The 22,731-nt window shown below is 59.1% G+C and carries 21 protein-coding genes and 1 pseudogene; 14 read left to right on the forward strand and 8 right to left on the reverse strand.

The window, feature by feature from the left end; translation table 11 throughout:
• Window positions 1-7: 7 nt before the first annotated feature.
• The 4 genes from KVH01_RS25800 to dksA form a co-directional block, all read right to left on the reverse strand.
• Complete coding sequence (locus KVH01_RS25800) at window positions 8-2,962, reverse strand: sensor histidine kinase (protein ID WP_161796521.1); 2,955 nt, start codon at window positions 2,960-2,962, stop codon at window positions 8-10.
• Complete coding sequence (locus KVH01_RS25805; RefSeq protein WP_003176118.1) at window positions 2,946-3,122, reverse strand: hypothetical protein; 177 nt, start codon at window positions 3,120-3,122, stop codon at window positions 2,946-2,948. The genes KVH01_RS25800 and KVH01_RS25805 overlap by 17 nt, the downstream gene beginning before the upstream one ends.
• A gap of 62 nt (window positions 3,123-3,184) precedes the next feature.
• The gene (gene gluQRS / locus KVH01_RS25810; RefSeq protein WP_217883367.1) at window positions 3,185-4,072 is read right to left on the reverse strand and encodes a tRNA glutamyl-Q(34) synthetase GluQRS; all 888 of its coding nucleotides are present in this window, start codon (window positions 4,070-4,072) and stop codon (window positions 3,185-3,187) included.
• A gap of 84 nt (window positions 4,073-4,156) precedes the next feature.
• Window positions 4,157-4,591 carry an RNA polymerase-binding protein DksA gene (gene dksA, locus KVH01_RS25815; RefSeq protein ID WP_005791430.1) on the reverse strand — a complete coding sequence of 145 codons (435 nt, stop codon included), beginning with the start codon at window positions 4,589-4,591 and terminating at the stop codon, window positions 4,157-4,159.
• Between the two features lie 321 nt (window positions 4,592-4,912).
• Here dksA and KVH01_RS25820 point away from each other — a divergent pair, with 321 nt between their 5' ends.
• Together KVH01_RS25820 and sfsA are read left to right on the forward strand one after the other, a co-directional pair.
• Window positions 4,913-6,085, forward strand: coding sequence for a pyridoxal phosphate-dependent aminotransferase (locus tag KVH01_RS25820; RefSeq protein WP_217883368.1), 1,173 nt, complete (start codon window positions 4,913-4,915; stop codon window positions 6,083-6,085).
• A complete protein-coding gene (gene sfsA / locus KVH01_RS25825; RefSeq protein WP_043050604.1) occupies window positions 6,085-6,798 on the forward strand; it encodes a DNA/RNA nuclease SfsA in 714 nt (237 codons plus the stop codon). The genes KVH01_RS25820 and sfsA overlap by 1 nt, the downstream gene beginning before the upstream one ends.
• On the opposite strand, the gene KVH01_RS25830 is transcribed toward sfsA, so the two are convergent.
• Window positions 6,795-7,112: a Rieske (2Fe-2S) protein gene (locus KVH01_RS25830; protein ID WP_217883369.1), complete on the reverse strand. Its 318-nt coding sequence runs from the start codon at window positions 7,110-7,112 to the stop codon at window positions 6,795-6,797. The genes sfsA and KVH01_RS25830 overlap by 4 nt on opposite strands.
• Before the next feature lie 155 nt (window positions 7,113-7,267).
• Here KVH01_RS25830 and KVH01_RS25835 point away from each other — a divergent pair, with 155 nt between their 5' ends.
• From KVH01_RS25835 to KVH01_RS25845, 3 genes and pseudogenes are all read left to right on the forward strand, one after another.
• Window positions 7,268-8,146: a heme/hemin ABC transporter substrate-binding protein gene (locus KVH01_RS25835; RefSeq protein WP_217883370.1), complete on the forward strand. Its 879-nt coding sequence runs from the start codon at window positions 7,268-7,270 to the stop codon at window positions 8,144-8,146.
• Window positions 8,143-9,180 carry a FecCD family ABC transporter permease gene (locus tag KVH01_RS25840; protein ID WP_217883371.1) on the forward strand — a complete coding sequence of 346 codons (1,038 nt, stop codon included), beginning with the start codon at window positions 8,143-8,145 and terminating at the stop codon, window positions 9,178-9,180. Before KVH01_RS25835 ends, KVH01_RS25840 begins: the two co-directional genes overlap by 4 nt.
• A 47-nt stretch (window positions 9,181-9,227) precedes the next feature.
• Window positions 9,228-9,947, forward strand: a pseudogene (locus KVH01_RS25845) (heme ABC transporter ATP-binding protein); the annotation flags it as partial.
• Window positions 9,948-10,190: 243 nt separating this feature from the next.
• Here the strand turns inward: KVH01_RS25845 and KVH01_RS25850 are convergent.
• From KVH01_RS25850 to KVH01_RS25860, 3 genes are all read right to left on the reverse strand, one after another.
• Window positions 10,191-10,463 carry a TfoX/Sxy family protein gene (locus tag KVH01_RS25850; RefSeq protein WP_043050599.1) on the reverse strand — a complete coding sequence of 91 codons (273 nt, stop codon included), beginning with the start codon at window positions 10,461-10,463 and terminating at the stop codon, window positions 10,191-10,193.
• 201 nt (window positions 10,464-10,664) lie between these two features.
• A complete protein-coding gene (locus tag KVH01_RS25855; RefSeq protein ID WP_046069532.1) occupies window positions 10,665-11,009 on the reverse strand; it encodes a pentapeptide repeat-containing protein in 345 nt (114 codons plus the stop codon).
• A 91-nt stretch (window positions 11,010-11,100) separates the two neighbouring features.
• Window positions 11,101-12,657, reverse strand: coding sequence for a bifunctional aminoglycoside phosphotransferase/ATP-binding protein (locus tag KVH01_RS25860; RefSeq protein WP_217883373.1), 1,557 nt, complete (start codon window positions 12,655-12,657; stop codon window positions 11,101-11,103).
• 124 nt (window positions 12,658-12,781) lie between these two features.
• On the opposite strand from KVH01_RS25860, the gene mrcB reads away from it, so the two are divergent.
• The 9 genes from mrcB (at window position 12,782) to msrQ (ending at window position 22,599) form a co-directional block, all read left to right on the forward strand.
• Window positions 12,782-15,106 carry a penicillin-binding protein 1B gene (mrcB, locus tag KVH01_RS25865; protein WP_043050596.1) on the forward strand — a complete coding sequence of 775 codons (2,325 nt, stop codon included), beginning with the start codon at window positions 12,782-12,784 and terminating at the stop codon, window positions 15,104-15,106.
• Window positions 15,107-15,122: 16 nt separating this feature from the next.
• Window positions 15,123-15,857: a tetratricopeptide repeat protein gene (locus tag KVH01_RS25870; RefSeq protein ID WP_217883374.1), complete on the forward strand. Its 735-nt coding sequence runs from the start codon at window positions 15,123-15,125 to the stop codon at window positions 15,855-15,857.
• Window positions 15,857-16,186, forward strand: a complete 330-nt coding sequence (locus tag KVH01_RS25875) for a YqcC family protein (protein ID WP_043050594.1) — start codon at window positions 15,857-15,859, stop codon at window positions 16,184-16,186. Before KVH01_RS25870 ends, KVH01_RS25875 begins: the two co-directional genes overlap by 1 nt.
• Window positions 16,187-16,617: 431 nt before the next feature.
• Complete coding sequence (locus KVH01_RS25880) at window positions 16,618-18,342, forward strand: acetolactate synthase 3 large subunit (RefSeq protein ID WP_217883375.1); 1,725 nt, start codon at window positions 16,618-16,620, stop codon at window positions 18,340-18,342.
• 2 nt (window positions 18,343-18,344) lie between these two features.
• Complete coding sequence (gene ilvN / locus KVH01_RS25885) at window positions 18,345-18,836, forward strand: acetolactate synthase small subunit (protein WP_003176102.1); 492 nt, start codon at window positions 18,345-18,347, stop codon at window positions 18,834-18,836.
• 47 nt (window positions 18,837-18,883) lie between these two features.
• A complete protein-coding gene (gene ilvC / locus KVH01_RS25890; protein WP_003176099.1) occupies window positions 18,884-19,900 on the forward strand; it encodes a ketol-acid reductoisomerase in 1,017 nt (338 codons plus the stop codon).
• Window positions 19,901-20,044: 144 nt separating this feature from the next.
• The gene (gene pssA / locus KVH01_RS25895; RefSeq protein ID WP_005791399.1) at window positions 20,045-20,902 is read left to right on the forward strand and encodes a CDP-diacylglycerol--serine O-phosphatidyltransferase; all 858 of its coding nucleotides are present in this window, start codon (window positions 20,045-20,047) and stop codon (window positions 20,900-20,902) included.
• Window positions 20,903-20,965: 63 nt separating this feature from the next.
• Window positions 20,966-21,979: a protein-methionine-sulfoxide reductase catalytic subunit MsrP gene (gene msrP, locus KVH01_RS25900; protein WP_217883376.1), complete on the forward strand. Its 1,014-nt coding sequence runs from the start codon at window positions 20,966-20,968 to the stop codon at window positions 21,977-21,979.
• Window positions 21,979-22,599 carry a protein-methionine-sulfoxide reductase heme-binding subunit MsrQ gene (gene msrQ, locus KVH01_RS25905; RefSeq protein ID WP_043050591.1) on the forward strand — a complete coding sequence of 207 codons (621 nt, stop codon included), beginning with the start codon at window positions 21,979-21,981 and terminating at the stop codon, window positions 22,597-22,599. The genes msrP and msrQ overlap by 1 nt, the downstream gene beginning before the upstream one ends.
• Window positions 22,600-22,731: the final 132 nt, after the last annotated feature.

The following is a 22,731-nucleotide window of genomic DNA, read 5'->3' on the forward strand; positions in this document are numbered from 1 at the left end:
GACGGTCTCAGTTCACAGCGGACGTCGCTTCGACATGACGCGGCAAGGTCACCCGTATACGGGTGCCGCGTTGGCTTTCGGTGTCAGCCGGGCTGTCGATGGTGATTTGTCCATAATGCTCTTCAACGATGGAATAGACCAGTGCAAGGCCCAGACCGGTTCCTTCACCGGGGTCCTTGGTGGTGAAGAAGGGTTCGAACAATCGGTCCATGATGTTCTGTGGAATGCCGCTGCCTTCGTCCTCCACGATCAGGTCGACCGTGTGCTCGAAAGCCTCGCTCTTGACACGCACAGCGCTGCCGGCCGGTGACGCATCGCGCGCGTTGGACAGCAGGTTGATCAGCACTTGGGCCAGGCGTTGTGAGTCGCCATCGACCCAATGTTCCGGATCACAAAGATTGAAGAACTGTACTTCGAAATTGCGCCGGTTCAAGGCCAAAAGCCCAATGGCATCCTGCGCCACTTCGGCCAGGCACACCGCTTCGTCCTGGTTTTGATGCGCGCCGGAGTGGGCGAAGCTCATCAGTGACTGCACGATGCGTGACACGCGCTTGGTCTGCTCGAGGATTTGTCCGCTGATTTCGGTGATTTCACCGTCTTCTTCGCGCTCTTCCCGCAGGTTCTGCGCCAGGCAGGCGATACCGGTGATCGGGTTGCCGATTTCGTGGGCCACGCCGGCTGCGAGGCGGCCAATACTGGCCAGGCGCTCGGAATGCACCAGTTTGTCTTCGAGCATTTGTGTGTCGGTCAGGTCTTCCACCAGCAATACCAGGCCGCTGTTACCCGGCGCAAGGGGCTCATCGATGGCAGCTTTGTGCAGGTTGAGCCAACGGGTCTGACCGTCGAGGGCCAGGTGTTGTTTATGCAGGTGCTCATCGGGCAGGTTGATAAAGCCCAGGAGCAGTTCTTTCCAAGGATCGCCCAGGGTATTAAGCCGCGAACCCACCACCCGTTGCGCGGCGATGCCGGTGAGTTCTTCCATGGCCTTGTTCCACATCAGGATCTCTTGATCCTTGGCCAGGGAGCAGACGCCCATTGGCAATTCTTGCAGGGTCTGGCGATGGTAGCGGCGCAGGGCGTCGAGCTCGGCGGCCAGGCCGGTGAGGCGCGAATGGTAATCCTCCAGCCGGCTTTCGATGAAATGGATGTCTTCGGTGACGTAGTTTTCGCCGCCCGCCTTGTAGGGCAGGAATGTTTCGACCATGTCCTGGGATACGCTGGGGCCCATCAGGCCGGAGAGGTTGGCCTCGATACGGTCGCGCAGACGCCGCAGGGCGTAGGGGCGACGCTCGTCAAATGGAAGGTACAGATCACGCAGTGCCTGCTCGACTTCCTTTTGCGCGGCCTTCGCGCCCAGGGGCTTGGCCAGTTGCGTGGCGAACTCCTGAGGCGAGGCAGCATGCAGCTCGCGGCGTTGCGGGCGGCGTACGTTGTCCACCGCGCAGGCTTCGGCGGCGCTGGTTTCTTCGGGACTGGCGTTGGTGAACAGCGAGATCAAGGTGAACATCAGTACGTTGGCGGCCAGCGAGGCAATGGCCGCCATGTGCCAGCTGGTGTCGTCGAGCACGTAGATCATGTTCAGCAACGGGATATAGAAACCCTGCAAATTGCCGACCAGCGGTAGCAGCATGGTGACAACCCACACCAGGATTCCCGCCAGTAACCCGGCAATAAAGCCACGGCGATTGGCGGTCGGCCAGTACAGCACCGACAATACACCCGGCAGGAACTGCAAGGTGGCGACAAACGCGACGATGCCGAGGTTGGCCAGGTCTTGCCCGGCGCCAAGCAGCAGGTAGAACCCGTAGCCAGCCATGATGATTGCGATGATCAGCGCACGGCGGGTCCATTTCAACCAGCGGTAGATATTGCCTTCGGCCGGCGGCTGGTACAGCGGCAGCACCAGGTGGTTGAGTGCCATGCCCGAGAGCGCCAGCGTAGTGACAATGATCAACCCGCTGGCCGCCGATAAACCGCCGACATATGCCAGCAGCGCCAGGGCCGGGCTGTTGGCGGCAATGCCGATGCCCAGGGTGAAGTACTCAGGGTTAGTAGTGGCCCCCAGTTTCAGGCCGGCCCACAGGATCAGCGGCACCGCCAGGCTCATCAGCAGCAGGAACAGCGGTAATCCCCAGCTGGCGCTGACCAGCGAGCGGGGGTTGAGGTTCTCGGTGAAGGTCATGTGATACATGTGCGGCATCACGATTGCCGAGGCGAAGAACACCAGCAGCAGCGTGCGCCATGGGCCTTCCTGCAAGGGAGTATGCAAGGCGGCGAGGGCGGTCTGGTTTTGCAGCAGCCAGAGTTCCAGCTGTTGCGGGCCGTCGAACACACCGTAGAGCGCATAGAGGCCGACGCCGCCGATGGCGATCAGCTTGATGACCGACTCAAAGGCAATCGCAAACACCAGGCCTTCGTGCTTCTCACGGGTGGCGATATGACGCGAGCCGAAGAAAATCGTAAACAGGCTGATCAGCGCGCAGAAAGCCAGGGCAACCAGGTGTTGTACTGGCTCGCGGGTCAGGATGCTGATGGAGTCGGCTACCGCCTGGATTTGCAGGGCCAGTAATGGCAGCACGCCGATCAGCATGAAAATCGTGGTCAGCGCGCCGGCCCAGGTGCTGCGAAAGCGAAAGGCGAATAGGTCCGCCAGGGACGACAACTGGTAGGTACGGGTGATTTTCAGGATCGGGTACAGCAGCACCGGCGCCAGCAGGAAGGCGCCGGATACCCCGAGGTAGCTGGAAAGAAAGCCGTAGCCGTACTGATAGGCCAGGCCTACCGTGCCATAAAACGCCCAGGCACTGGCGTACACGCCCAGGGACAAGGTGTAGGTCAGCGGATGGCGAATGATCGCCCGCGGAATCATCCCGCGCTCACTGATCCAGGCCACACCGAACAACGCAGCCAGGTAGGCGGCGCTGATCAGCAGCATCTGGGTGAGACTAAAGCTCATCGGCATCTTTTTGGCTCTGCAGGATGAAGGTCACGACGATCAGGATCAGCCACAGCAGATAGGGGCGGTACCAGGCGCCCGTGGCGTCGATCCACCAATCCATGATGGCGGGGGAAAACAGGTAGATCCCGACGACCAGCAGCAGGACCAATCGATAGATGTACATGTTGGCCTCTGATTAAAAATCTGCGGCGATGGTAACGGATGGCTGGCAACCTGCAAGCGCCTTCAACGCAATTGCGCTTCGGCCAACGTCAATGTGCGCGGGATGCGGGTGGCGTCCCAGTGCGCAATGCCCCAATCCAGCAGTTCCCGTGGGCTGGCGTGCAGCAGTTCATCGCCGGCTGGCTGGCCAAGGGCGCGCAGTGCCCGCAGCAGCAACGGCGTGGCCTGGTCGACCGTCAACGGCGGCGAACGGTAGGACTTGCCCAGCTTATGGCCGTCCGGCTGGACGATCAGCGGCACATGCAGGTAACGCGGTTGGCGCAGGCCCAGCAGCTCTTGCAGGTACAGCTGGCGTGGTGTGGAGTCGAGCAAGTCGGCGCCGCGCACGATATCGGTAACCCCTTGCCATGCGTCATCAAGGACCACGGCCAATTGGTAGGCGTAAAGGCCATCGCGGCGACGGATGATGAAATCGCCTGCATCGCGCCCCAAATGCTGTCGGAACTCGCCCTGTACGCGATCAGTAAAGTGGTATTGCAGTTCGGGCACGCGCAGACGGATGGCGGCGTCTTGCTGATCGTGGCCGGCATTGCGGCACAGGCCGGGGTAAATCCCGTTATAGGGTTCCAGCTGTTTACGTGAGCATGTGCAGGCGTACGCCAGGCCGTGGTTGAACAAGTCATTCAGCACTTTGGCGTAGCCATCATGCCGCTCGCTCTGTCGGACCAGATCACCATCCCATTCAAAGCCGTAGCTTTCCAAGGCATGCAGGATCGCTGCCTGGGCGCCGGGCTCTTCACGCGGTGGATCGAGGTCTTCCATGCGCATCAACCAGCGACCGTGGTGGACGCGAGCGTCTAGGTAGGAGGCGAGGGCGGCTACCAGTGAGCCGAAATGCAAATGGCCGCTGGGCGTGGGGGCGAAACGCCCGATATAGGTAGAGGCTGTCATGGGCCGGATACTACTGCAAAAGCGGTAAACGCCAGAAACAAAAATGGGGCGTTTTGCACGCCCCATTCGTTCAGTTCGGCAGGGTTATTTGCCGACCTGTTTTTCCTTGATTTCAGCCAAGGTCTTGCAGTCTACGCACAGGTCCGCGGTTGGGCGGGCTTCCAGGCGGCGAATACCGATCTCGACGCCGCAGGATTCGCACCAGCCATATTCCTCGTCTTCGATCAGTTGCAGGGTCTTGTCGATCTTCTTGATCAGCTTGCGCTCGCGATCACGGGCGCGCAGTTCGAGGGCGAATTCCTCTTCCTGGCTGGCACGGTCGGCCGGGTCCGGGAAATTGGCTGCTTCGTCCTTCATATGGTCAACCGTGCGGTCGACTTCCTGCATCAAGTCCTGTTTCCACTGCTTCAGGATTTTGGAGAAGTGCTCGCGCATGGGCTTGCCCATGTATTCCTCGCCCTTCGACTCAACGTAGGGTTGGAAGCCGCTGATGCTCTGTTGCTTTGCTTGGGTGGACATGAATAGACCGCCTCTCACTCTTCTAATCCATTGCGCAGGATTGCAACGTCACCGACACCTGCCGGCCCTGCGGCTGCAAGCGGGCGAACTTACCAGATAGATTCAGGGTGCGCCACTCCCGGTTGTCGAGCTCCACGGCAAAAGGGGTTGCAAACTGCAACAGCCCGCCATGGCTGGGGATGTACCCGCTCGAATGTTGATTTTAGTCGTTTTACAGGCGCCTGCCGGGCTCATCTTGGATGGCCGAGCAGGCAATAGAGCATGTTTTACCGCGAGGGTTCTGTAGAATCCTGATTTTGTCCTCACCGTTAAGGAAGGCTAATGGCTCAGCCCTACAGTGCGCGCAGTCGCGCTATCGAACCTTTTCATGTCATGGCGTTACTGGCACGGGCCAATGAGCTGCAGGCCGCCGGCCATGATGTGATCCACCTGGAAATCGGCGAGCCGGACTTCACCACGGCCGAACCGATCATCCAGGCCGGCCAGGCCGCACTGGCGAACGGCAAGACCCGCTATACCGCCGCCCGTGGGTTGCCGGAATTGCGCGAGGCCATCAGCGGGTTTTATCAGCAGCGTTATGGCTTGAGTGTCGATCCCGAGCGCATTCTGATTACCCCCGGTGGCTCCGGCGCCTTGTTGTTGGCGAGCAGCCTGCTGGTAGACCCAGGCAAGCACTGGTTGCTGGCGGACCCGGGGTATCCTTGCAACCGACATTTTCTGCGCTTGGTAGAAGGCGCGGCCCAGTTGGTGCCGGTGGGGCCGGAGGTGCGTTACCAATTGACCGCAGACCTGGTTGCCAGGCATTGGGACCAGGACAGTGTGGGGGCGCTGGTCGCGTCTCCGGCCAATCCCACCGGGACTATTCTTACGCGGGGCGAATTGGCCGGGCTGTCCGATGCAATCAAGGCACGCAACGGACACTTGGTGGTCGACGAGATCTACCATGGGTTGACCTACGGCACCGACGCCGCCAGCGTGCTGGAAGTCGACGATGATGCCTTTGTCCTGAATAGTTTTTCGAAGTATTTCGGTATGACAGGTTGGCGTCTGGGTTGGCTGGTAGCGCCCCCGGACGCGGTCAGTGAATTGGAGAAATTGGCGCAAAACCTCTACATCAGCGCGCCGAGCATGGCCCAATACGCCGCCTTGGCCTGTTTCACCCCGCAAACCCTGGGCATTCTTGAAGAGCGCCGCGCTGAATTTGGTCGGCGTCGCGACTTCTTGCTGCCTGCATTGCGCGAGTTGGGATTCGGCATTGCCGTAGAGCCGGAGGGTGCCTTCTACTTGTACGCCGATGTCAGCGCGTTTGGCGGTGATGCCTTCGCGTTCTGCCGTCATTTTCTCGAAACCGAGCATGTGGCCTTTACGCCTGGGTTGGACTTTGGCCGTTATCAAGCCGGTCACCATGTGCGTTTTGCCTACACTCAAAACCTTGATCGGCTACAAGAGGCGGTTGAGCGCATCGCCCGTGGTTTGCGGAGTTGGCAAGGCTGATGCGATTTGATCCCCCTCTCGAAGAAGCGCGACTTATTCGTCGCTACAAGCGTTTTCTCACCGATATCGAAACGGTTACCGGCGAGTTGCTCACCATTCACTGCCCGAACACTGGCTCGATGCTCAATTGCATGGTCGAAGGTGGCCAGGTCTGGTTCAGTCGTTCCTCCGATCCCAAGCGCAAGTTGCCGGGCACTTGGGAAATTGCTGAAACGCCTCAGGGACGGCTGGCATGTGTCAACACGGCACGCGCCAATCAGTTGGTGGAAGAAGCACTGCGTGCCGGTGTGATTACTGAACTCAATGGCTTCACGGCGTTGAAGCGTGAAGTACCTTATGGTCAGGAGAAGAGCCGGATCGATTTTCGCCTGGATTACCCGCAGGGTGCCGCGTTCGTCGAAGTCAAAAGCGTGACCTTGGGCTTTGACGACACTTCGGTGGCGGCCTTTCCTGATGCAGTGACGCAGCGCGGGGCCAAGCACCTGAGAGAGCTGGCTTACCTGTCACGAACAGGTGTGCGAGCGGTGCAATTGTATTGCGTGAATCTATCGGGAATCGATGCGGTGCGCCCCGCCGTGGAAATCGACGCTGCCTACGCTGGCGCTTTACGTGAGGCCAAGGCCGCGGGCGTCGAGGTGCTGGCATACGGCGTACGGGTTACGCCGCAAGAGATTTACATCGAGCGTCCATTGCATGTGCTGCTTGGTAGCTAGAGTTCTACCCATAATCCCTGTGCGTCTTCCCGACCAGGCAGGGCCGTGAGGCTCTGGCCTGCGCAGGGGCCGGCGATGCATTCACCGTTTTCGATCAGGAACAGCGCACCATGGGTGGCGCATTGGATCAGGCTGTCGCTGGCGTCGAGGAAGCGGTCGGGCTGCCATTCCAGCGGGATACCGCGATGGGGGCAGCGGTTGAGATAGAAGTAGGCAACGCCGTCTCGGCGTACAGCCAACAGCTTGCAGCCATCGATCTCAAAACCGCGGCTGCTGTTGGGGGCGAGGTCGCCTGAGGCGCAGAGAAACTTCATTTCAATCCTTAAGTGCCTTGACGTTCAAATGCAAACAATTATCAAATGCCCGCTTCGCCCGTCAGCTGACTGGGTGCTCAATACGATGCCTGGCAGGGATTATCTGTCACATCGATGAGTGCTTGAGTGGCCCTGCCTAGGAAGGAAACCCTGTTATGCGTCTGAGTACCAGCGCCATTGCGCTTGTTGCCTCACTGCTGGTCAACCACGGGGCGCAAGCCTCTGAGCTGCCACAGCGCTGGGTCAGTGCCGGAGGAGCGCTATCGGAGTGGGTAGCGGCGCTGGGCGGTGAATCGAAATTGGTTGGGGTGGATACCACCAGTCAGCATCCCGAGTCGCTCAAGGTGTTGCCGAGCATTGGCTATCAACGCCAATTGTCGGCCGAGGGTATTCTCAGCCTGCAGCCGCAAATCCTCGTGGGCACCGAGGAAATGGGGCCACCACCGGTACTGGCGCAGATTCGCAATGCTGGCGTGCAGGTGGATATGTTCTCGGCCCAGCCGGATCTGCCGACCTTGAAAGACAACCTTCAACACCTGGGGAAGTTGCTCGGCAGTGAGGCCAAGGCCAACACGCTGTTTGCCGGATATGAGCAGGCGCTTGAGCAGCAAAAGAATTGGGTGGCCAAGGCCCAGGCCACGCAAAAGGCGCCGGGCGTTCTGTTGTTGCTGGGCAATGCCGGTGGCAAGCCGCTGGTTGCTGGCAAGGACACGGCCGCCGATTGGCTGTTGCAGCAGGCCGGCGGGCGTAATCTGGCCACGCACACGGGCTACAAACCGTTTTCAGTGGAGTCGCTGGCAGGGTTGAGCCCGGAGGTGCTGGTGTTTGCTGATCGCGCCCTCACCGGCGATGCGGCGCGGGCAGCCTTGTTCAAGGAAAATCCGATCCTTGCGTCTACACCTGCAGCCAAGAGCGGGCGAGTGTTTGAGCTGGATCCGACCCTGCTGGTGGGTGGCCTGGGGCCGCGGTTGCCACAAAGCCTGGTGAAGCTGTCCGCCGGGTTTTATCCGTCCCAGGTCAAGCCTGCTCCATGACCACTCTGGTTAAGCCGAAAACACTGTTCATCGGGCTGTCGCTGTTATGTCTATTGGCGATCTGGCTCTCATTGGCCCTGGGCCCGGTCAGCCTGCCATTGGTGGACACGCTCAGGGCCGCTTTAAGGCTGATGGGGGTGCCGATTGAAGCGGCAGGCTTGGAACAAGCCGAGTTGATCCTGGGGCAGATTCGCCTGCCACGAACTTTGCTGGGCCTTGCGGTCGGCGGGGTGCTTGCGTTGTCAGGCGTAGCGATGCAGGGATTGTTTCGCAACCCGCTGGCCGATCCTGGGTTGGTGGGGGTGTCCAGCGGCGCAGCATTGGGGGCGGCGGTGGCGATTGTCGGCAGTTCGTTTTTTGGCGGGCTGCCGGATGCCTTCGGGCCGTACCTGTTGTCGTTGTGCGCATTTCTCGGTGGCCTGGGCGTCACGGCGCTGGTCTATCGGCTGGGGCGTCGCAATGGCCAGACGAATGTTGCGACGATGCTGCTTGCCGGTATCGCGCTTACGGCGCTGGCCAGTTCGGCGGTCGGGCTGTTTACCTATTTGGCCGATGACGCCACTTTGCGCACCCTGACGTTCTGGAACCTCGGCAGCCTCAATGGTGCGAGCTATTCGCGGTTGTGGCCCTTGCTGCTGGTGAGCGCGGGCGTGGCGCTGTGGTTACCGCGTCGGGCGAAGGCATTGAATGCACTGTTGTTGGGAGAGTCCGAGGCCAATCATCTGGGCATTGATGTAGAGGGGCTCAAGCGTGAGTTGGTGTTCTGCACGGCCTTGGGCGTTGGTGCGGCGGTGGCGGCGGCAGGGATGATTGGTTTTGTTGGCTTGGTGGTGCCGCACCTGGTACGGCTGCTGGCGGGGCCGGATCATCGGGTGCTGCTACCGGCCTCGGTGCTGGCAGGGGCGAGTTTGTTGTTGTTTGCGGACCTGGTGGCACGCTTGGCGCTGGCGCCCGCGGAGCTGCCGATTGGTATTGTTACTGCATTTATCGGTGCGCCATTTTTCCTCTACCTGTTACTGCGGGGGCGCGCCTGATGCTACGAGTTGATGCGTTGCAGATACGGCGTGGGCGTAAAACCGTGCTGGCCGATGTCACCTTGGACCTGTTGCCGGGCGAAGTACTGGGCGTGCTGGGGCCGAACGGTGCCGGCAAAAGTACCTTGCTGGGGGCGCTTTGCGGGGAGTTGCAGCCTGATCAGGGCAGAGTGTGGCTGGATCAGCAAGAGTTGAAGAGCCTGGGCGGCGCCCAGCGAGCCCAGCGCCTGGCGGTGTTACCGCAAAGCTCAACCCTGGATTTTGCTTTTCGTGTCGAAGAGGTGGTGGGCATGGGGCGTTTGCCACATCAGACCGGGCGAGTGCGCGATGACGAAATCATCAATGCGGCGCTGCAAGCGGCGGATGTCGGCCACTTGAGTGGCCGCAGTTACCTGGCTTTGTCGGGGGGCGAGCGGCAGCGTGTGCATCTCGCGCGGGTATTGGCGCAGTTATGGCCAGGTGAGGCGGGGCAGACGTTGTTGTTGGATGAGCCGACGTCGATGCTCGATCCTTTGCATCAGCACACCACATTGCAGGCCATTCGCAGCTTTGCCAACAAAGGCGCTGCCGTGCTGGTGATCCTGCATGACTTGAACCTGGCCGCGCGTTACTGCGACCGAATCCTGTTGCTGAAAGACGGACGCCCCCATGCCATGGATACGCCCTCTAAAGTCCTGCAACCTGAACCGCTCAAGGCCGTCTTTGGCTTGGACGTACTGGTACAACCACATCCGGAGCGGGGGCACCCGCTGATTATTGCGCGCTGAGCTCAGTTATGTGCGGGCAAAAAAAGACCCGGCAAGAGCCGGGTCAAATAACCGTGATTAGCCTGATGAGGAGATAATCTGAGAGTCCGAACCAATGGTCTTTCAGTTATCGGCTGATCTCGCGATCAGTTGTGATAATCATAACGATTCTCATTTGAGAGTCAACATTTGTTTTTGCATGCCCATCCAGTTTTCTCAAACGCTCGTTTGTAATGCCCGTAAACATTGGGTTTGAACGCTGATCTAGTTTTTCTGGCGGGTTGACATAGCCTCCAACTGACGGTTCAGCGCCTCCTTGCGCTCCGTGGGAATGTCGTTCCAGTGCACATCCATCAGTGCGCCTTCAATTGCATACAGCAGGACTTTCGATGCTCGAAAGCCGCGAGTTCGCACGGCTCGGTAAGCATCGACCGCTCCCAGGCGACGCAAGTCGGACGCGCTGTGGATGCCCACCGCATGCAGCCACTGCGCTGACGTCTTGCCCAGGTTTTTCAGGTGTTGCAGCTCATCGTTCATCAAGCCTCCTTGCAACGGCCGAATGGTGCGGTGGGTGTCGTGACCAGGCAGCCTGAAAATGAGTGTAGCGCTCAGTAGGAAAAGCGTGGTTCTTTGGTCAGAAGCAGGCGAAAAGCTTATAAGAATGGTGTGATGGCTGTAGCGACAGGCAGGCGGCAATCGCCCGGCACGCCTGGGACTTGCCGGGGTTCTGGGTGACGGTTACTTGGTGCGGTAGCGCAGGCGCGTACCGAAATTGACTGACATCAGAATCTCGTCAGCTGTGAGCTCGGGTGGGAAATAAGTCCCCGAAATCTGCGCGTGGGCCAGACTGGCGCCCTCCAGCGAGCAATCGCGTAAATCCAGGCCGCGTAGGTCGGCCGAACGGAAATAGGCGTCGGTGAAGTCAACATCCTTGGCGTTCAGGTCGCGCAGGTCCAAGCCCCGGAAGTCGCCACCACGCATGTCGATGGGGCCACCCTCAGGGCGTTCCTGATTGAAACCGCGAATGTCGTCCTTGTGCAGGAGCGCGTAGAGCGGGGTGTCGAGAAGCTTGGGCTGACTCATAATGGCGACTCCTGTTGGAATTATGACGCCATTATAGTGCCACTATTTCGGGTTGTGCGCCGAAGTAGGCGACACGACCGCGAAATATTTCTTATAGGCCCGGCAAACGTTGACGGATATGGGCGACCAAGGCGTCGAGGGTCCCGCTTTCATTGGTCTCGACACGCTTGCTCAGCAACAGCTCCTGTGTTGTCAGCGGCTCACGACTGGCTTGCTGCTCTTCGATAACGCTCAGTGTTGCGTCGGACGGGTCGTTTTTATCCGCCTGACGTTGTGCCAGCCAACTGGCAATAACGGCTTGAGGCGCATTGCAATCGAGGATCAGGAACGGCGCCCCGGTCGCTTCGGCGACTTGGGCAGCCGCGTCACGTTGAGCGCGTTTCAAGAAGGTCGCATCCAGCACCACCGGGTAACCGGCGCGCAGCACTGTGTCGGCAATTTCGTTCAGGCGCGCATACGTGGCAGCGCTGGCATCATGATTGTAGATACCTGCCTGTGGCGTGTTTTCGATCTGTTGCTCGCCAAACAGGCGCTTGCGTTCCACATCCGAGCGCAGGCGCACGGCGCCCAGGGCTTCGACCAGGCGCATGGCGACGTGGCTCTTGCCCACGGCTGACACGCCATGGGTGATTGCCAGGAAGCGAGACGGAATGGTGCTGTAGCTTTCCGCCAGGTTGGCGTAATTGCGGTACTGGCGCAGGGTGTTGGCGCGTTGCACCGGGCTTGCTTCGCTCGGCATGCTGAACAGCGCAACTTTGGCGCGAACCAGCGCACGGTAGGCTTTATAGAAGTTCAGTAGCTCCAGGCCCTGGTAGTCACCGGTCAGTTCCAGGTACTGGCTGATAAAACGCCGTGCCAGGCTTTTCAGGCCGCGATCTTCCAGGTCCATGGCCAAAAAGGCGGTGTCTGCGTACACATCGGTAAAACGGAAGGGTTCGTTGAACTCGATGCAGTCGAAGATCACCACGTGACCATCAATAAGGGTCGCGTTGCCCAGGTGGATATCACCGTGGCATTCGCGAGTATAGCCATTGAGCTTGCGCTGCTCCAGCAAGGGCTTGAGGCGTTCGAAGCTGCTTTCAGCCCAGGCTTGCAGGGCCTCCAGTTGAGTCAGGTCGGCCTTGTCGCTAAGAAACGGGCGGATCTGGTCGAAGTTTTGGCGCACCGGAGCCATCACTTCCTCCGGCGTGCCGGCCGGATGCTCTTGTGGGACTTTGGGGGCGGTGAGGTGGAAGTGCGCAATCTGCTGGGCCATCTCGTCGATGTGCGCACAGGTCAGTTCGCCGTTGGCTTGCAGGGTGCTGAGCATCTGGCTTTGCGGGAACTGACGCATCTTCAGCGCGTACTCGATCACCGGGCCATCGCCGCCCAGTTGCGGTGCCTCGGAGGTGCCGGTAATTGGCAACACTTCAAGATACAAATCTGCGGTCAGGCGCTGGTTGAGGCGCAGTTCTTCGCGACAGAAGTGGCCGCGATCCTCCAGTTGGGTGAAGTCCAGAAAGCCGAAGTTCATCGGCTTCTTCAGTTTATATGCGTAGGCACCTGTCAGTATCACCCAGGAAATATGGGTCTCGATGACTTGAAACGCTTCAACCGGATGAGGGTACAAAGCCGGGTTTTGCAGGGCAGCGATCAGGGACTGGCTCACGGGCGATCCTTCAAAGTCGGGGAGAAATCATGGTGATGGTGGGCATTATGGCTGCTGATGCCAGTCGTGCAAACCGCTGTCCGGCTCATGTTGATCATCAATAAAGTGCGTATAATCCGCCGCCATGACTCGAACCCGATCTCCCCGTTCCCGTAAAAAACCTCCTTCCCGCAGCCTGCGCCCCTGGCTGGGCTGGGCGCTCAAGCTTGGCCTGGTAGGCCTTGTGGTGATCGCCGGCTTTGCGGTGTACCTCGATGCCGTGGTGCAGGAAAAGTTCTCCGGCAAGCGCTGGACCATTCCGGCCAAGGTGTACGCACGCCCGCTGGAGTTGTTCTCTGGCCAGAAGCTGAGCAAGGAAGACTTCCTGACCGAGCTCGACGCACTGGGCTACCGTCGCGAACCCGTGAGCAATGGTCCGGGTGCGGCGGCCGTCAGCGGTAATACCGTCGACCTGAACACCCGTGGCTTCCAGTTCTACGAAGGCCTGGAAAAAGCTCAGCCTGTGCGCGTGCGTTTTTCCGGCGACTATGTGGCTGAGCTGTCGTCGCTCAATGGTTCCAAGCTGCCGGTGGTGCGCCTGGAACCCTTGATGATCGGCGGTATTTACCCGAAAAATCTTGAAGATCGCATCCTGATCAAACTCGATCAGGTGCCGCCATACCTGCTGGAAACCCTGGTGGCAGTGGAAGACCGCGACTTCTACAGCCACTGGGGCGTCTCGCCGAAGTCGATTGCCCGCGCCATTTGGGTCAACACTTCCGGCGGCAAGATGACCCAGGGCGGTAGTACGCTCACGCAGCAATTGGTCAAGAACTTCTACCTGACCAACGAACGTAGCCTGACCCGTAAACTCACCGAAGCCATGATGGCAATGTTGCTGGAGTTGCATTACAGCAAGCAGGAAATCCTCGAGGCCTACCTCAACGAAGTATTCGTCGGTCAGGATGGCCAGCGCGCAGTGCACGGTTTCGGCTTGGCCAGCCAATTCTTCTTTGGGCAGCCATTGTCCGAGTTGAAGCTGCATCAAGTCGCGTTGCTGGTGGGGATGGTCAAGGGACCGTCCTATTACAACCCGCGCCGCAACCCGGAGCGTGCGCTTGAGCGCCGTAACCTGGTACTCGATGTGCTGGAGCAGCAAGGTGTTGCCACGGCCGAGCAGGTGGCCGCCGCGAAGAAAATGCCGCTGGGTGTGACCACCCGCGGCAAGCTGGCGGACAGCTCATTCCCCGGTTTTATCGACCTGGTCAAGCGTCAGTTGCGTGAAGACTACCGTGACGAAGACTTGACCGAAGAGGGCCTGCGGATCTTCACCAGCTTCGACCCGATCCTGCAGATGAAGGCCGAGGCGTCGGTCAACGACACCTTCAAGCGCCTGACCGGCCGTAAAGGCTCGGATGAGGTCGAGGCCGCCATGGTGGTGACCAATCCGGAAACCGGTGAAGTCCAGGCCATGATCGGCAGCCGCCAGGCCAGCTTCGCCGGCTTCAACCGTGCGCTGGATGCTGTGCGTCCGATAGGCTCGCTGGTCAAGCCCGCTGTCTATTTGAGCGCATTGGAAAAACCTAGCAAGTACACGCTGACCAGTTGGCTGTCGGATGATCCGCTGTCGGTCAAAGGCGCGGACGGCCAGGTCTGGACGCCAAAAAACTTCGACCGCCGCTCCCACGGCACGGTGTTCCTATATCAGGGGTTGGCGCATTCCTACAACATCTCGACCTCACGCCTTGGGCTTGAGGTCGGTGTGCCGAATGTGCTGAAGACGTTGGCGCGACTGGGGGTCGAGCGTGAGTTCCCGGCGTTTCCGTCCATGCTACTGGGCGCTGCGGCCATGACGCCCATGGAAGTGGCCACCATGTACCAAACCCTGGCCAACGGCGGCTTCAATACGCCGATGCGCGGTATTCGCAGTGTGCTGACTGCCGATGGCGAGCCGCTCAAGCGTTATCCGTTCCAGATCCAGCAGCGTTTCGACGCGGGCTCTATCTACCTGATCCAGAACGCCATGCAGCGCGTGATGCGTGAGGGGACCGGGCGTTCGGTCTATAACGTGCTGCCGTCGAACCTGACCCTGGCCGGCAAGACCGGTACCAGTAACGATTCGCGTGACAGCTGGTTCGCGGGCTTTGGCCAGGACGTATTGGCCGTGGTGTGGCTGGGGCGTGACGATAACGGCAAGACTCCGTTTACCGGTGCCACTGGTGCGTTGCAGGTGTGGACCAGTTTCATGCGCAAGGCCGACCCGTTGCCGCTCAACATGCCGCAGCCGGACAATATCGTGCAGGCCTGGATCGACCCGCATACCGGCCAAGGCTCTGATGCCAACTGTCCGGGCGCGGTACAGATGCCGTATATTCGCGGCAGCGAACCACCACCCGGCGCCGCATGCGGTGGCAGTGCCCCTGCTGACGCGGAATCGGTGATGGATTGGGTCAAGGGCTGGATGAATTAAGCAAAGAGGGTTTCAAGTGAACAAGTTGTGGATTCCAGCGATTGCGGCTCTGGCTTTGCTCGGCGGTTGCTCCAGCGTGCAGCGCGGCTCTATCCCCGTGGTGGACTCAAGCACGTCCGTCTCCAATAACGACCGCATCTCGGCCAACGGCGGCTTCCGCCAGACCGTGGTCAAGCGTCCTGCCCAAGCTGCAACCCAAGCGATACCGCAGGATTCAGGCGTGGTTGTTATGGTGCCCGGCAGTGGTGCTGCGACCTCGGCGCCCATCAGTGCCGAACCATGGACCCCAGGCCCCAGCACTTCCGGGCCGGTAGATTCCGCGCCGATTCAAACCGCGCCGGTCAACCAGGGCACCTACAACATGCCATCGACACCAAGCGGGATTCCGCCGGCGTCCAGCGCAGGTGGGTTGTCGGCTGACGAACAACTGGATGGCCCCGTGCTGGCGTTGCTCACCACCGCTCAACAGCAGCAGTCGGGGGGCGACTTGAATGGCGCATCCTCGAGCCTTGAACGTGCCCAGCGCGTGGCGCCTCGCGAGCCGCAAGTGCTGTATCGTCTGGCCCAGGTGCGCATGGCCCAGGGCGATGCACCCCAAGCCGAGCAATTCGCTCGCCGTGGCCTGTCCCTGGCCAATGGTCGCCCGGCCCTGCAAGCCAGCCTGTGGGCCTTGATCGGTGATGCGCGTGCCGCCCAGGGAGATGCCGCGGGTGCCGCCCAGGCACGGCAGAAAGCCAAGGTCAGCCTCTGATGGATGCGCGTTTTCCTGCGATTGCCGAACAGTTATTGCTGATTGAGCGCGAACTGCGCGTGCAGGGCTGGTGGGACGAAGTGGCTCCCAGTGCTGAAGCGCTCAGCAGTGTCGAGCCCTTTTCGGTCGATACCCTGGACTTTCACCAGTGGCTGCAATGGATCTTCCTCGTGCGCATGAAGCAGATCCTGGAGCAGGACCTGCCATTGCCGAACGCGTCTGGGATCCTGGAAATGGCCGAGATGGTCTACGCCGATCGACCATTGGAGAGCCTTGGCTTACGTAACGCGCTGAAAAAGTTCGACCAATTGATCGTCGACGCTCGTTAATTGCCTGACTGCCGGTTTTTTCGGCAGTCTTGCGCACATTTCTACCGCTTGACGACATTCAGGCGAGTTTTATCCCTCCTCAAAGCCCTTTCTTCTACGTTCTCATGCGCTTAGTTGGAAAAAAGCGCAATTATTGCTTGACTTGAACGGCCTGAAACAGAAGAATCCAAAGTCCGCTGTATCGGGACTGCCAGAAGCAGGCCCGCTCAGCAGATCATGAGGCGCACATCCGCGCCGACCTGTAACACCCGCAACGCGTTACCTCGCGCTGGGTGGGAAAAGCCCGCAACACTTGGGACGATCCCAATACTTGCTCAGTCAGTGCTGACGTAGTCGGCGACCACCGTCGCTCATGCTCTGTTGAGAAGTAAACCTATTAAGACCCGTCGGTTTTTAACGGACGGTATTCTGGCGTTTTAGAGGTGAACAACGTGGAGCTTTTATCTGGCGGTGAGATGCTCGTCCGCTTTTTGCGTGACGAAGGCGTCGACTATATCTACGGGTACCCAGGTGGTGCTCTGCTGCATGTCTACGACGCACTGTTCAAGGAACCGGCTGTTACCCACATCCTGGTTCGCCACGAACAGGCCGCGACCCATATGGCTGACGGTTACGCCCGTGCCACCGGTAAAGCCGGCGTGGTACTGGTAACGTCCGGCCCAGGCGCAACCAACGCTATTACCGGCATCGCGACTGCCTATATGGACTCCATCCCGATGGTGATCATTTCCGGCCAAGTCGCCAGCACCATGGTCGGTACCGATGCATTCCAGGAAACCGACATGATCGGTATTTCCCGCCCGATCGTGAAACACAGCTTCATGATCAAGCATGCATCGGAAATCCCGGAAATCATGAAAAAGGCGTTCTACCTCGCACAGTCCGGTCGTCCGGGCCCTGTGGTGGTTGATATCCCGAAAGACATGACCAACCCGGCCGAGAAATTCGAGTACGTCTTTCCGAAAAAAGCCAAGCTGCGCTCCTATAGCCCGGCCGTGCGTGGGCACTCGGGGCAAATCCGCAAGGCGGCAGAAATGCTCCTGGCGGCCAAGCGTCCAGTGCTCTACTCCGGCGGCGGCGTGATTCTGGGCGGTGGTTCTGCTCCACTGACCGAGCTGGCCAAGCTGCTCAACCTGCCGGTGACGAACACCTTGATGGGCCTCGGTGCATTCCCGGGTTCTGATCGTCAGTTCGTCGGTATGCTTGGCATGCACGGCAGCTACACCGCCAACCTGACCATGCACCACGCCGACGTGATCCTGGCCGTGGGCGCGCGGTTCGATGACCGTGTGATCAACGGCGCGAGCAAGTTCTGCCCGAATGCCAAGATCATCCACATCGACATCGACCCGGCGTCTATTTCCAAGACCATCAAGGCCGATGTGCCGATCGTGGGTCCGGTGGAAAGCGTGTTGACCGAAATGGTCGCCGCACTGAAGGACATTGGCGAGGCACCGGACAAGGAATCCGTTGCCAGTTGGTGGAAGCAGATCGACGAATGGCGTGGTGACCGTGGCCTGTTCCCTTACGACAAGGGCGACGGCAGCATCATCAAGCCACAAACCGTGATCGAAACCCTGTGCGAAGTGACCAAGGGCGACGCCTTTGTGACCTCCGACGTGGGCCAGCACCAGATGTTCGCAGCCCAGTACTACAGGTTCGACAAGCCAAACCGCTGGATCAACTCCGGTGGCCTGGGCACGATGGGCTTTGGTTTCCCTGCAGCCATGGGCGTGAAGCTGAGCTTCCCGGATGCCGACGTGGCTTGTGTCACCGGTGAAGGCAGCATCCAGATGAACATCCAGGAACTGTCGACCTGCCTGCAATATGGTCTTCCGGTGAAGATTGTCTGCCTGAACAACGGTGTACTGGGCATGGTTCGCCAGTGGCAGGACATGAGCTACGGTAGCCGTCACTCCCATTCCTACATGGAATCGTTGCCGGATTTCGTCAAGTTGGTTGAAGCCTATGGCCACGTCGGCATTCGCATCACCGATCTGAAAGATCTGAAGCCGAAGATGGAAGAGGCGTTCGCCATGAAGGACCGCCTGGTGTTCATCGATATTCAGGTGGATACCAGCGAGCATGTCTATCCGATGCAGATCAAAGACGGCTCTATGCGCGACATGTGGCTGAACAAGACGGAGCGTACTTAATCATGCGGCATATTATCTCCCTGCTTCTGGAGAACGAACCCGGCGCTCTGTCCCGTGTTGTCGGCCTGTTTTCGCAACGCAACTACAACATTGAAAGCCTGACCGTGGCCCCGACCGAAGACCCGACCCTGTCGCGCCTGACGTTGACCACCGTGGGGCACGATGAGGTGATCGAGCAGATCACCAAGAACCTCAACAAGCTGATCGAAGTGGTCAAGCTGGTCGACCTGTCGGAAAGTGCCCACATCGAGCGCGAACTGATGCTGGTCAAGGTCAAGGCCACGGGTGCCCAACGTGCCGAGATCAAACGGACTACCGATATTTATCGTGGGCAGATCGTCGATGTGAGCGCCAGCGTTTATACCGTTCAACTGACCGGTACAAGCGACAAGCTGGACAGCTTCATCCAGTCGATCGGGACGGCCTCGATTCTGGAAACCGTACGCAGTGGTGTCACCGGGATTGCCCGTGGCGACAAAGTACTCAGCATCTAACCCAAATTAGCGAATGGCCTTACGGCCTGGATATATAGAGGAACCTCATGAAAGTTTATTACGATAAAGATTGTGACCTGTCGATCATCCAGGGCAAGAAAGTCGCCATCATCGGCTACGGTTCCCAGGGCCACGCCCAAGCGTGCAACCTGAAAGATTCCGGCGTAGACGTCACTGTTGGTCTGCGCAAAGGCTCGGCTACCGTTGCCAAGGCCGAGGCCCATGGCCTGAAAGTGACAGACGTCGCTTCCGCCGTTGCAGCTGCCGACCTGGTCATGATCCTGACCCCGGACGAGTTCCAGTCCGCGCTGTACAAGAACGAAATCGAGCCGAATATCAAGAAAGGCGCCACCCTGGCCTTCTCCCACGGTTTCGCGATTCACTACAACCAGGTTGTGCCACGCGCTGACCTGGACGTGATCATGATCGCGCCGAAAGCCCCGGGCCACACCGTGCGTTCCGAGTTTGTCAAAGGCGGCGGTATTCCTGACCTGATTGCGATCTACCAGGATGCGTCGGGCAACGCCAAGAACGTTGCCCTGTCCTACGCAGCCGGTGTTGGTGGCGGTCGCACCGGCATCATCGAAACTACCTTCAAGGACGAGACTGAAACCGACCTGTTCGGCGAGCAAGCCGTTCTGTGCGGCGGTACCGTTGAGCTGGTCAAGGCTGGTTTCGAAACCCTGGTTGAAGCTGGCTATGCGCCGGAAATGGCCTACTTCGAATGCCTGCACGAACTGAAGCTGATCGTTGACCTCATGTACGAAGGCGGTATCGCCAACATGAACTACTCGATCTCCAACAACGCCGAATACGGCGAGTACGTGACCGGTCCGGAAGTGATCAACGCCGAGTCCCGCCAGGCCATGCGCAACGCCCTGAAACGTATTCAGGACGGCGAATACGCCAAAATGTTCATCAGCGAAGGCGCTACCGGCTACCCTTCGATGACCGCCAAGCGTCGTAACAATGCCGCTCACGGCATCGAAGTCATCGGCGAGCAACTGCGTTCCATGATGCCGTGGATCGGTGCCAACAAGATCGTCGACAAAGCCAAAAACTAAGTCGTACGCATCAAGGGAAAACGCGGCTTAGGCCGCGTTTTTTCGTTTGAGGGGCCGGTTCTGGTATAAAGCTGCATCGTTTGCGGGCGAACACTCGCCGCAAGTATCTGTCGAATTTTTTCACACCGTTGCAAGGTAAAGTCCATGAGCGAACGTCCCGAAGAGCCAAATCAGGCTTCCGACGCCGAAAGCATGCTGCCGATCGATGAACATGTCGAAGAAGGGCATGACGCCGAAGGCCGTAAGGTCCGGCATCGTGGCATCTATCTTCTGCCCAATCTGTTTACGACTGCGAACCTGTTTGCCGGCTTTTATTCCATCATCAACTCCATGAGTGCCCAAAGTGCGCTGGCTGCAGGTGATGCGGCGAGTGCCAGTAAGTATTTTGGTTTTGCTGCCATCGCAATCTTCGTGGCCATGGTGCTCGACGGCCTGGATGGGCGCGTAGCGCGGATGACCAATACCCAGAGCGCCTTCGGCGCCGAATACGACTCGCTGTCGGACATGGTCGCCTTTGGTGTTGCACCTGCGCTGCTGGCGTTTGCCTGGGCATTGGGTGACATGGGCAAGGTTGGCTGGATGGTTGCCTTCATCTATGTTGCCGGTGCCGCTTTGCGCCTGGCGCGCTTCAATACCCAGGTGGGAACTGCCGACAAGCGCTACTTCATCGGTCTGGCCAGCCCGGCAGCGGCGGGGGTTGTGGCCGGTATTGTGTGGGCATTCAGTGACTACGGTATTCAGGGCTCGAAGATGTCGTTCCTGGTTGCCTTGATGGTTGCAGCGGCCGGCATGCTGATGGTCAGCAATATCAAGTACAACAGCTTCAAGGAGCTGGACCTCAAAGGGCGCGTGCCTTTCGTGGCGATCCTTGTGGTGGTGCTTGTGTTTGCTGTGGTGTTCAGTGATCCGCCGCGGATTCTGCTGCTGGCGTTCCTGGTTTACGCCGCTTCTGGTCCGATTCAGTATTTGCTGCATCTGCGCCGGGACAAAACATTGCCTTAATGTAATTTCCCCCATACTCCGCAGTCTATTGGTGCATCAGTTCTCCAATGCTGCGGAGTTGCCATGTTAATCAAATTGCCTAAAGCGTCCGATTGCCACGAATCGGATGTCACGCCTGAATCCCTCTATTTCTCTCGTCGCAGTTTGCTCGGCGGTGCGCTGGCCGGTATTGCCGCCAGCAGCTTGCCGCGTTGGGCCAGTGCGGACGATGCAGCGCGCTATGCCGATGTCGAGGCGGGCAGGGCGCCCAGTTGGTTTGCCGAGAAGCTTCCTGGTACGAAATGGCAGGCGGTGACGGTCAAGGACGAGGCGATCACGCCGTTCAAGGATGCAACCCACTACAACAACTTTTATGAGTTCGGTACCGACAAGGGCGACCCGGCGGCGAATGCAGGTTCGCTCCAGACCGAGCCTTGGAGTGTTGTGATCGATGGTGAGGTGGCGAAGCCTGGGCGCTATGCCTTGGAAGACTTCATGAAGCCCTATGAACTGGAAGAGCGCATCTATCGCCTGCGCTGCGTTGAGGCCTGGTCGATGGTGATTCCGTGGATCGGTTTTCCGATATCGGCCTTGCTCAAGCAGGTTGAACCTACCTCCAAGGCGAAGTACATCCGTTTTGAAACCCTTCAGGATCCGAAGAGCATGCCTGGGCAGCGCTCCAGTTTTGGCTTGATCGACTGGCCTTATGTAGAAGGGCTGCGCTTGGATGAGGCGATGAACCCGCTGGCGATCCTCGCCGTTGGCATGTATGGGCGGGAGCTGCCTAACCAGAATGGTGCGCCGTTGCGCCTGGTGGTGCCGTGGAAGTACGGCTTCAAGAGTGTCAAATCCATCGTGCGGATCAGCCTTGTCAGCGAACAGCCGAAAACCACTTGGCAAAGCATTGCGGCTGATGAATATGGGTTTTATGCGAATGTGAACCCTACGGTCGACCATCCGCGGTGGACCCAGGCGCGGGAGCGACGTCTCCCCAGTGGCCTGTTCAGCCCGAATGTGCGCGACACGCAGATGTTCAATGGCTACTCCGATGAGGTCGCTTCTTTATATACAGGTCTCGACCTGCGGAAGAACTACTGATGCGCTTTCCAATCTGGCGCATTGGGGTCTTCATAGCTGCGGCGGTTTGGCCATTGCTCTGGCTATATGAGGCCTGGAGTTTTGCCCTTGGGCCTGATCCGGGCAAAGTGCTGGTCGATCGCCTGGGCCTGGGTACGTTGATTCTGCTGCTGATCACGCTCGGGATGACGCCGCTGCAGAAGTTGAGCGGTTGGGCGGGGTGGATCGCGGTACGCCGGCAATTGGGCTTGTGGTGCTTTGCCTATGTTGTGCTGCATTTGGCGGCTTATTGCGTATTCGTCCTTGGACTCGATTGGTCCCAGCTCGGCGTGGAGCTGCGCAAGCGGCCGTACATAATTGTGGGGGCGTTGGGGTTTCTTGCTTTATTAGTGCTGGCTGTCACCTCTAATCGCTACAGCCAGCGACGGTTGGGTAGTCGTTGGAAGAAGTTGCATCGCTTGGTCTATGTGATTCTCGGGCTTGGTCTGCTGCACATGCTCTGGATAGTTCGGGCTGATTTGAAGGAGTGGGCTGTCTATGCTTCCATCGGTGCGCTGCTTCTTATGCTGCGGGTGCCGCCAATTATGCGGCGAATCCCCCGCCTTATTGCCAAAAAAGCACCTTCTGCCACAAAAGTGTAATTAACCCTTGACGACAGATTCTGGAAGCCTATAATTCGCCCCACTTCCGGCGCAGTCGAAACGGAAAACTCTTTGGTAAACAACGAGTTATGAAGTTTTCGGCAGCAAGTTGCTTCAGTTCATCGAAGCCAG

It is taken from the genome of Pseudomonas khavaziana, from assembly GCF_019145205.1.
Lineage (GTDB): Bacteria > Pseudomonadota > Gammaproteobacteria > Pseudomonadales > Pseudomonadaceae > Aquipseudomonas > Aquipseudomonas khavaziana.

Bases quoted from the DNA above. Each gene is read 5' to 3' on its own strand.
- KVH01_RS25800 (WP_161796521.1), bottom strand. From the start codon at position 2,962: ATGCCGATGAGCTTTAGTCTCACCCAGATGCTGCTGATCAGCGCCGCC.
- KVH01_RS25805 (WP_003176118.1), bottom strand. From the start codon at position 3,122: ATGTACATCTATCGATTGGTCCTGCTGCTGGTCGTCGGGATCTACCTG.
- gluQRS (WP_217883367.1), bottom strand. From the start codon at position 4,072: ATGACAGCCTCTACCTATATCGGGCGTTTCGCCCCCACGCCCAGCGGC.
- dksA (WP_005791430.1), bottom strand. From the start codon at position 4,591: ATGTCCACCCAAGCAAAGCAACAGAGCATCAGCGGCTTCCAACCCTAC.
- KVH01_RS25820 (WP_217883368.1), top strand. From the start codon at position 4,913: ATGGCTCAGCCCTACAGTGCGCGCAGTCGCGCTATCGAACCTTTTCAT.
- sfsA (WP_043050604.1), top strand. From the start codon at position 6,085: ATGCGATTTGATCCCCCTCTCGAAGAAGCGCGACTTATTCGTCGCTAC.
- KVH01_RS25830 (WP_217883369.1), bottom strand. From the start codon at position 7,112: ATGAAGTTTCTCTGCGCCTCAGGCGACCTCGCCCCCAACAGCAGCCGC.
- KVH01_RS25835 (WP_217883370.1), top strand. From the start codon at position 7,268: ATGCGTCTGAGTACCAGCGCCATTGCGCTTGTTGCCTCACTGCTGGTC.
- KVH01_RS25840 (WP_217883371.1), top strand. From the start codon at position 8,143: ATGACCACTCTGGTTAAGCCGAAAACACTGTTCATCGGGCTGTCGCTG.
- KVH01_RS25850 (WP_043050599.1), bottom strand. From the start codon at position 10,463: ATGAACGATGAGCTGCAACACCTGAAAAACCTGGGCAAGACGTCAGCG.
- KVH01_RS25855 (WP_046069532.1), bottom strand. From the start codon at position 11,009: ATGAGTCAGCCCAAGCTTCTCGACACCCCGCTCTACGCGCTCCTGCAC.
- mrcB (WP_043050596.1), top strand. From the start codon at position 12,782: ATGACTCGAACCCGATCTCCCCGTTCCCGTAAAAAACCTCCTTCCCGC.
- KVH01_RS25875 (WP_043050594.1), top strand. From the start codon at position 15,857: ATGGATGCGCGTTTTCCTGCGATTGCCGAACAGTTATTGCTGATTGAG.
- ilvN (WP_003176102.1), top strand. From the start codon at position 18,345: ATGCGGCATATTATCTCCCTGCTTCTGGAGAACGAACCCGGCGCTCTG.
- ilvC (WP_003176099.1), top strand. From the start codon at position 18,884: ATGAAAGTTTATTACGATAAAGATTGTGACCTGTCGATCATCCAGGGC.
- pssA (WP_005791399.1), top strand. From the start codon at position 20,045: ATGAGCGAACGTCCCGAAGAGCCAAATCAGGCTTCCGACGCCGAAAGC.
- msrP (WP_217883376.1), top strand. From the start codon at position 20,966: ATGTTAATCAAATTGCCTAAAGCGTCCGATTGCCACGAATCGGATGTC.
- msrQ (WP_043050591.1), top strand. From the start codon at position 21,979: ATGCGCTTTCCAATCTGGCGCATTGGGGTCTTCATAGCTGCGGCGGTT.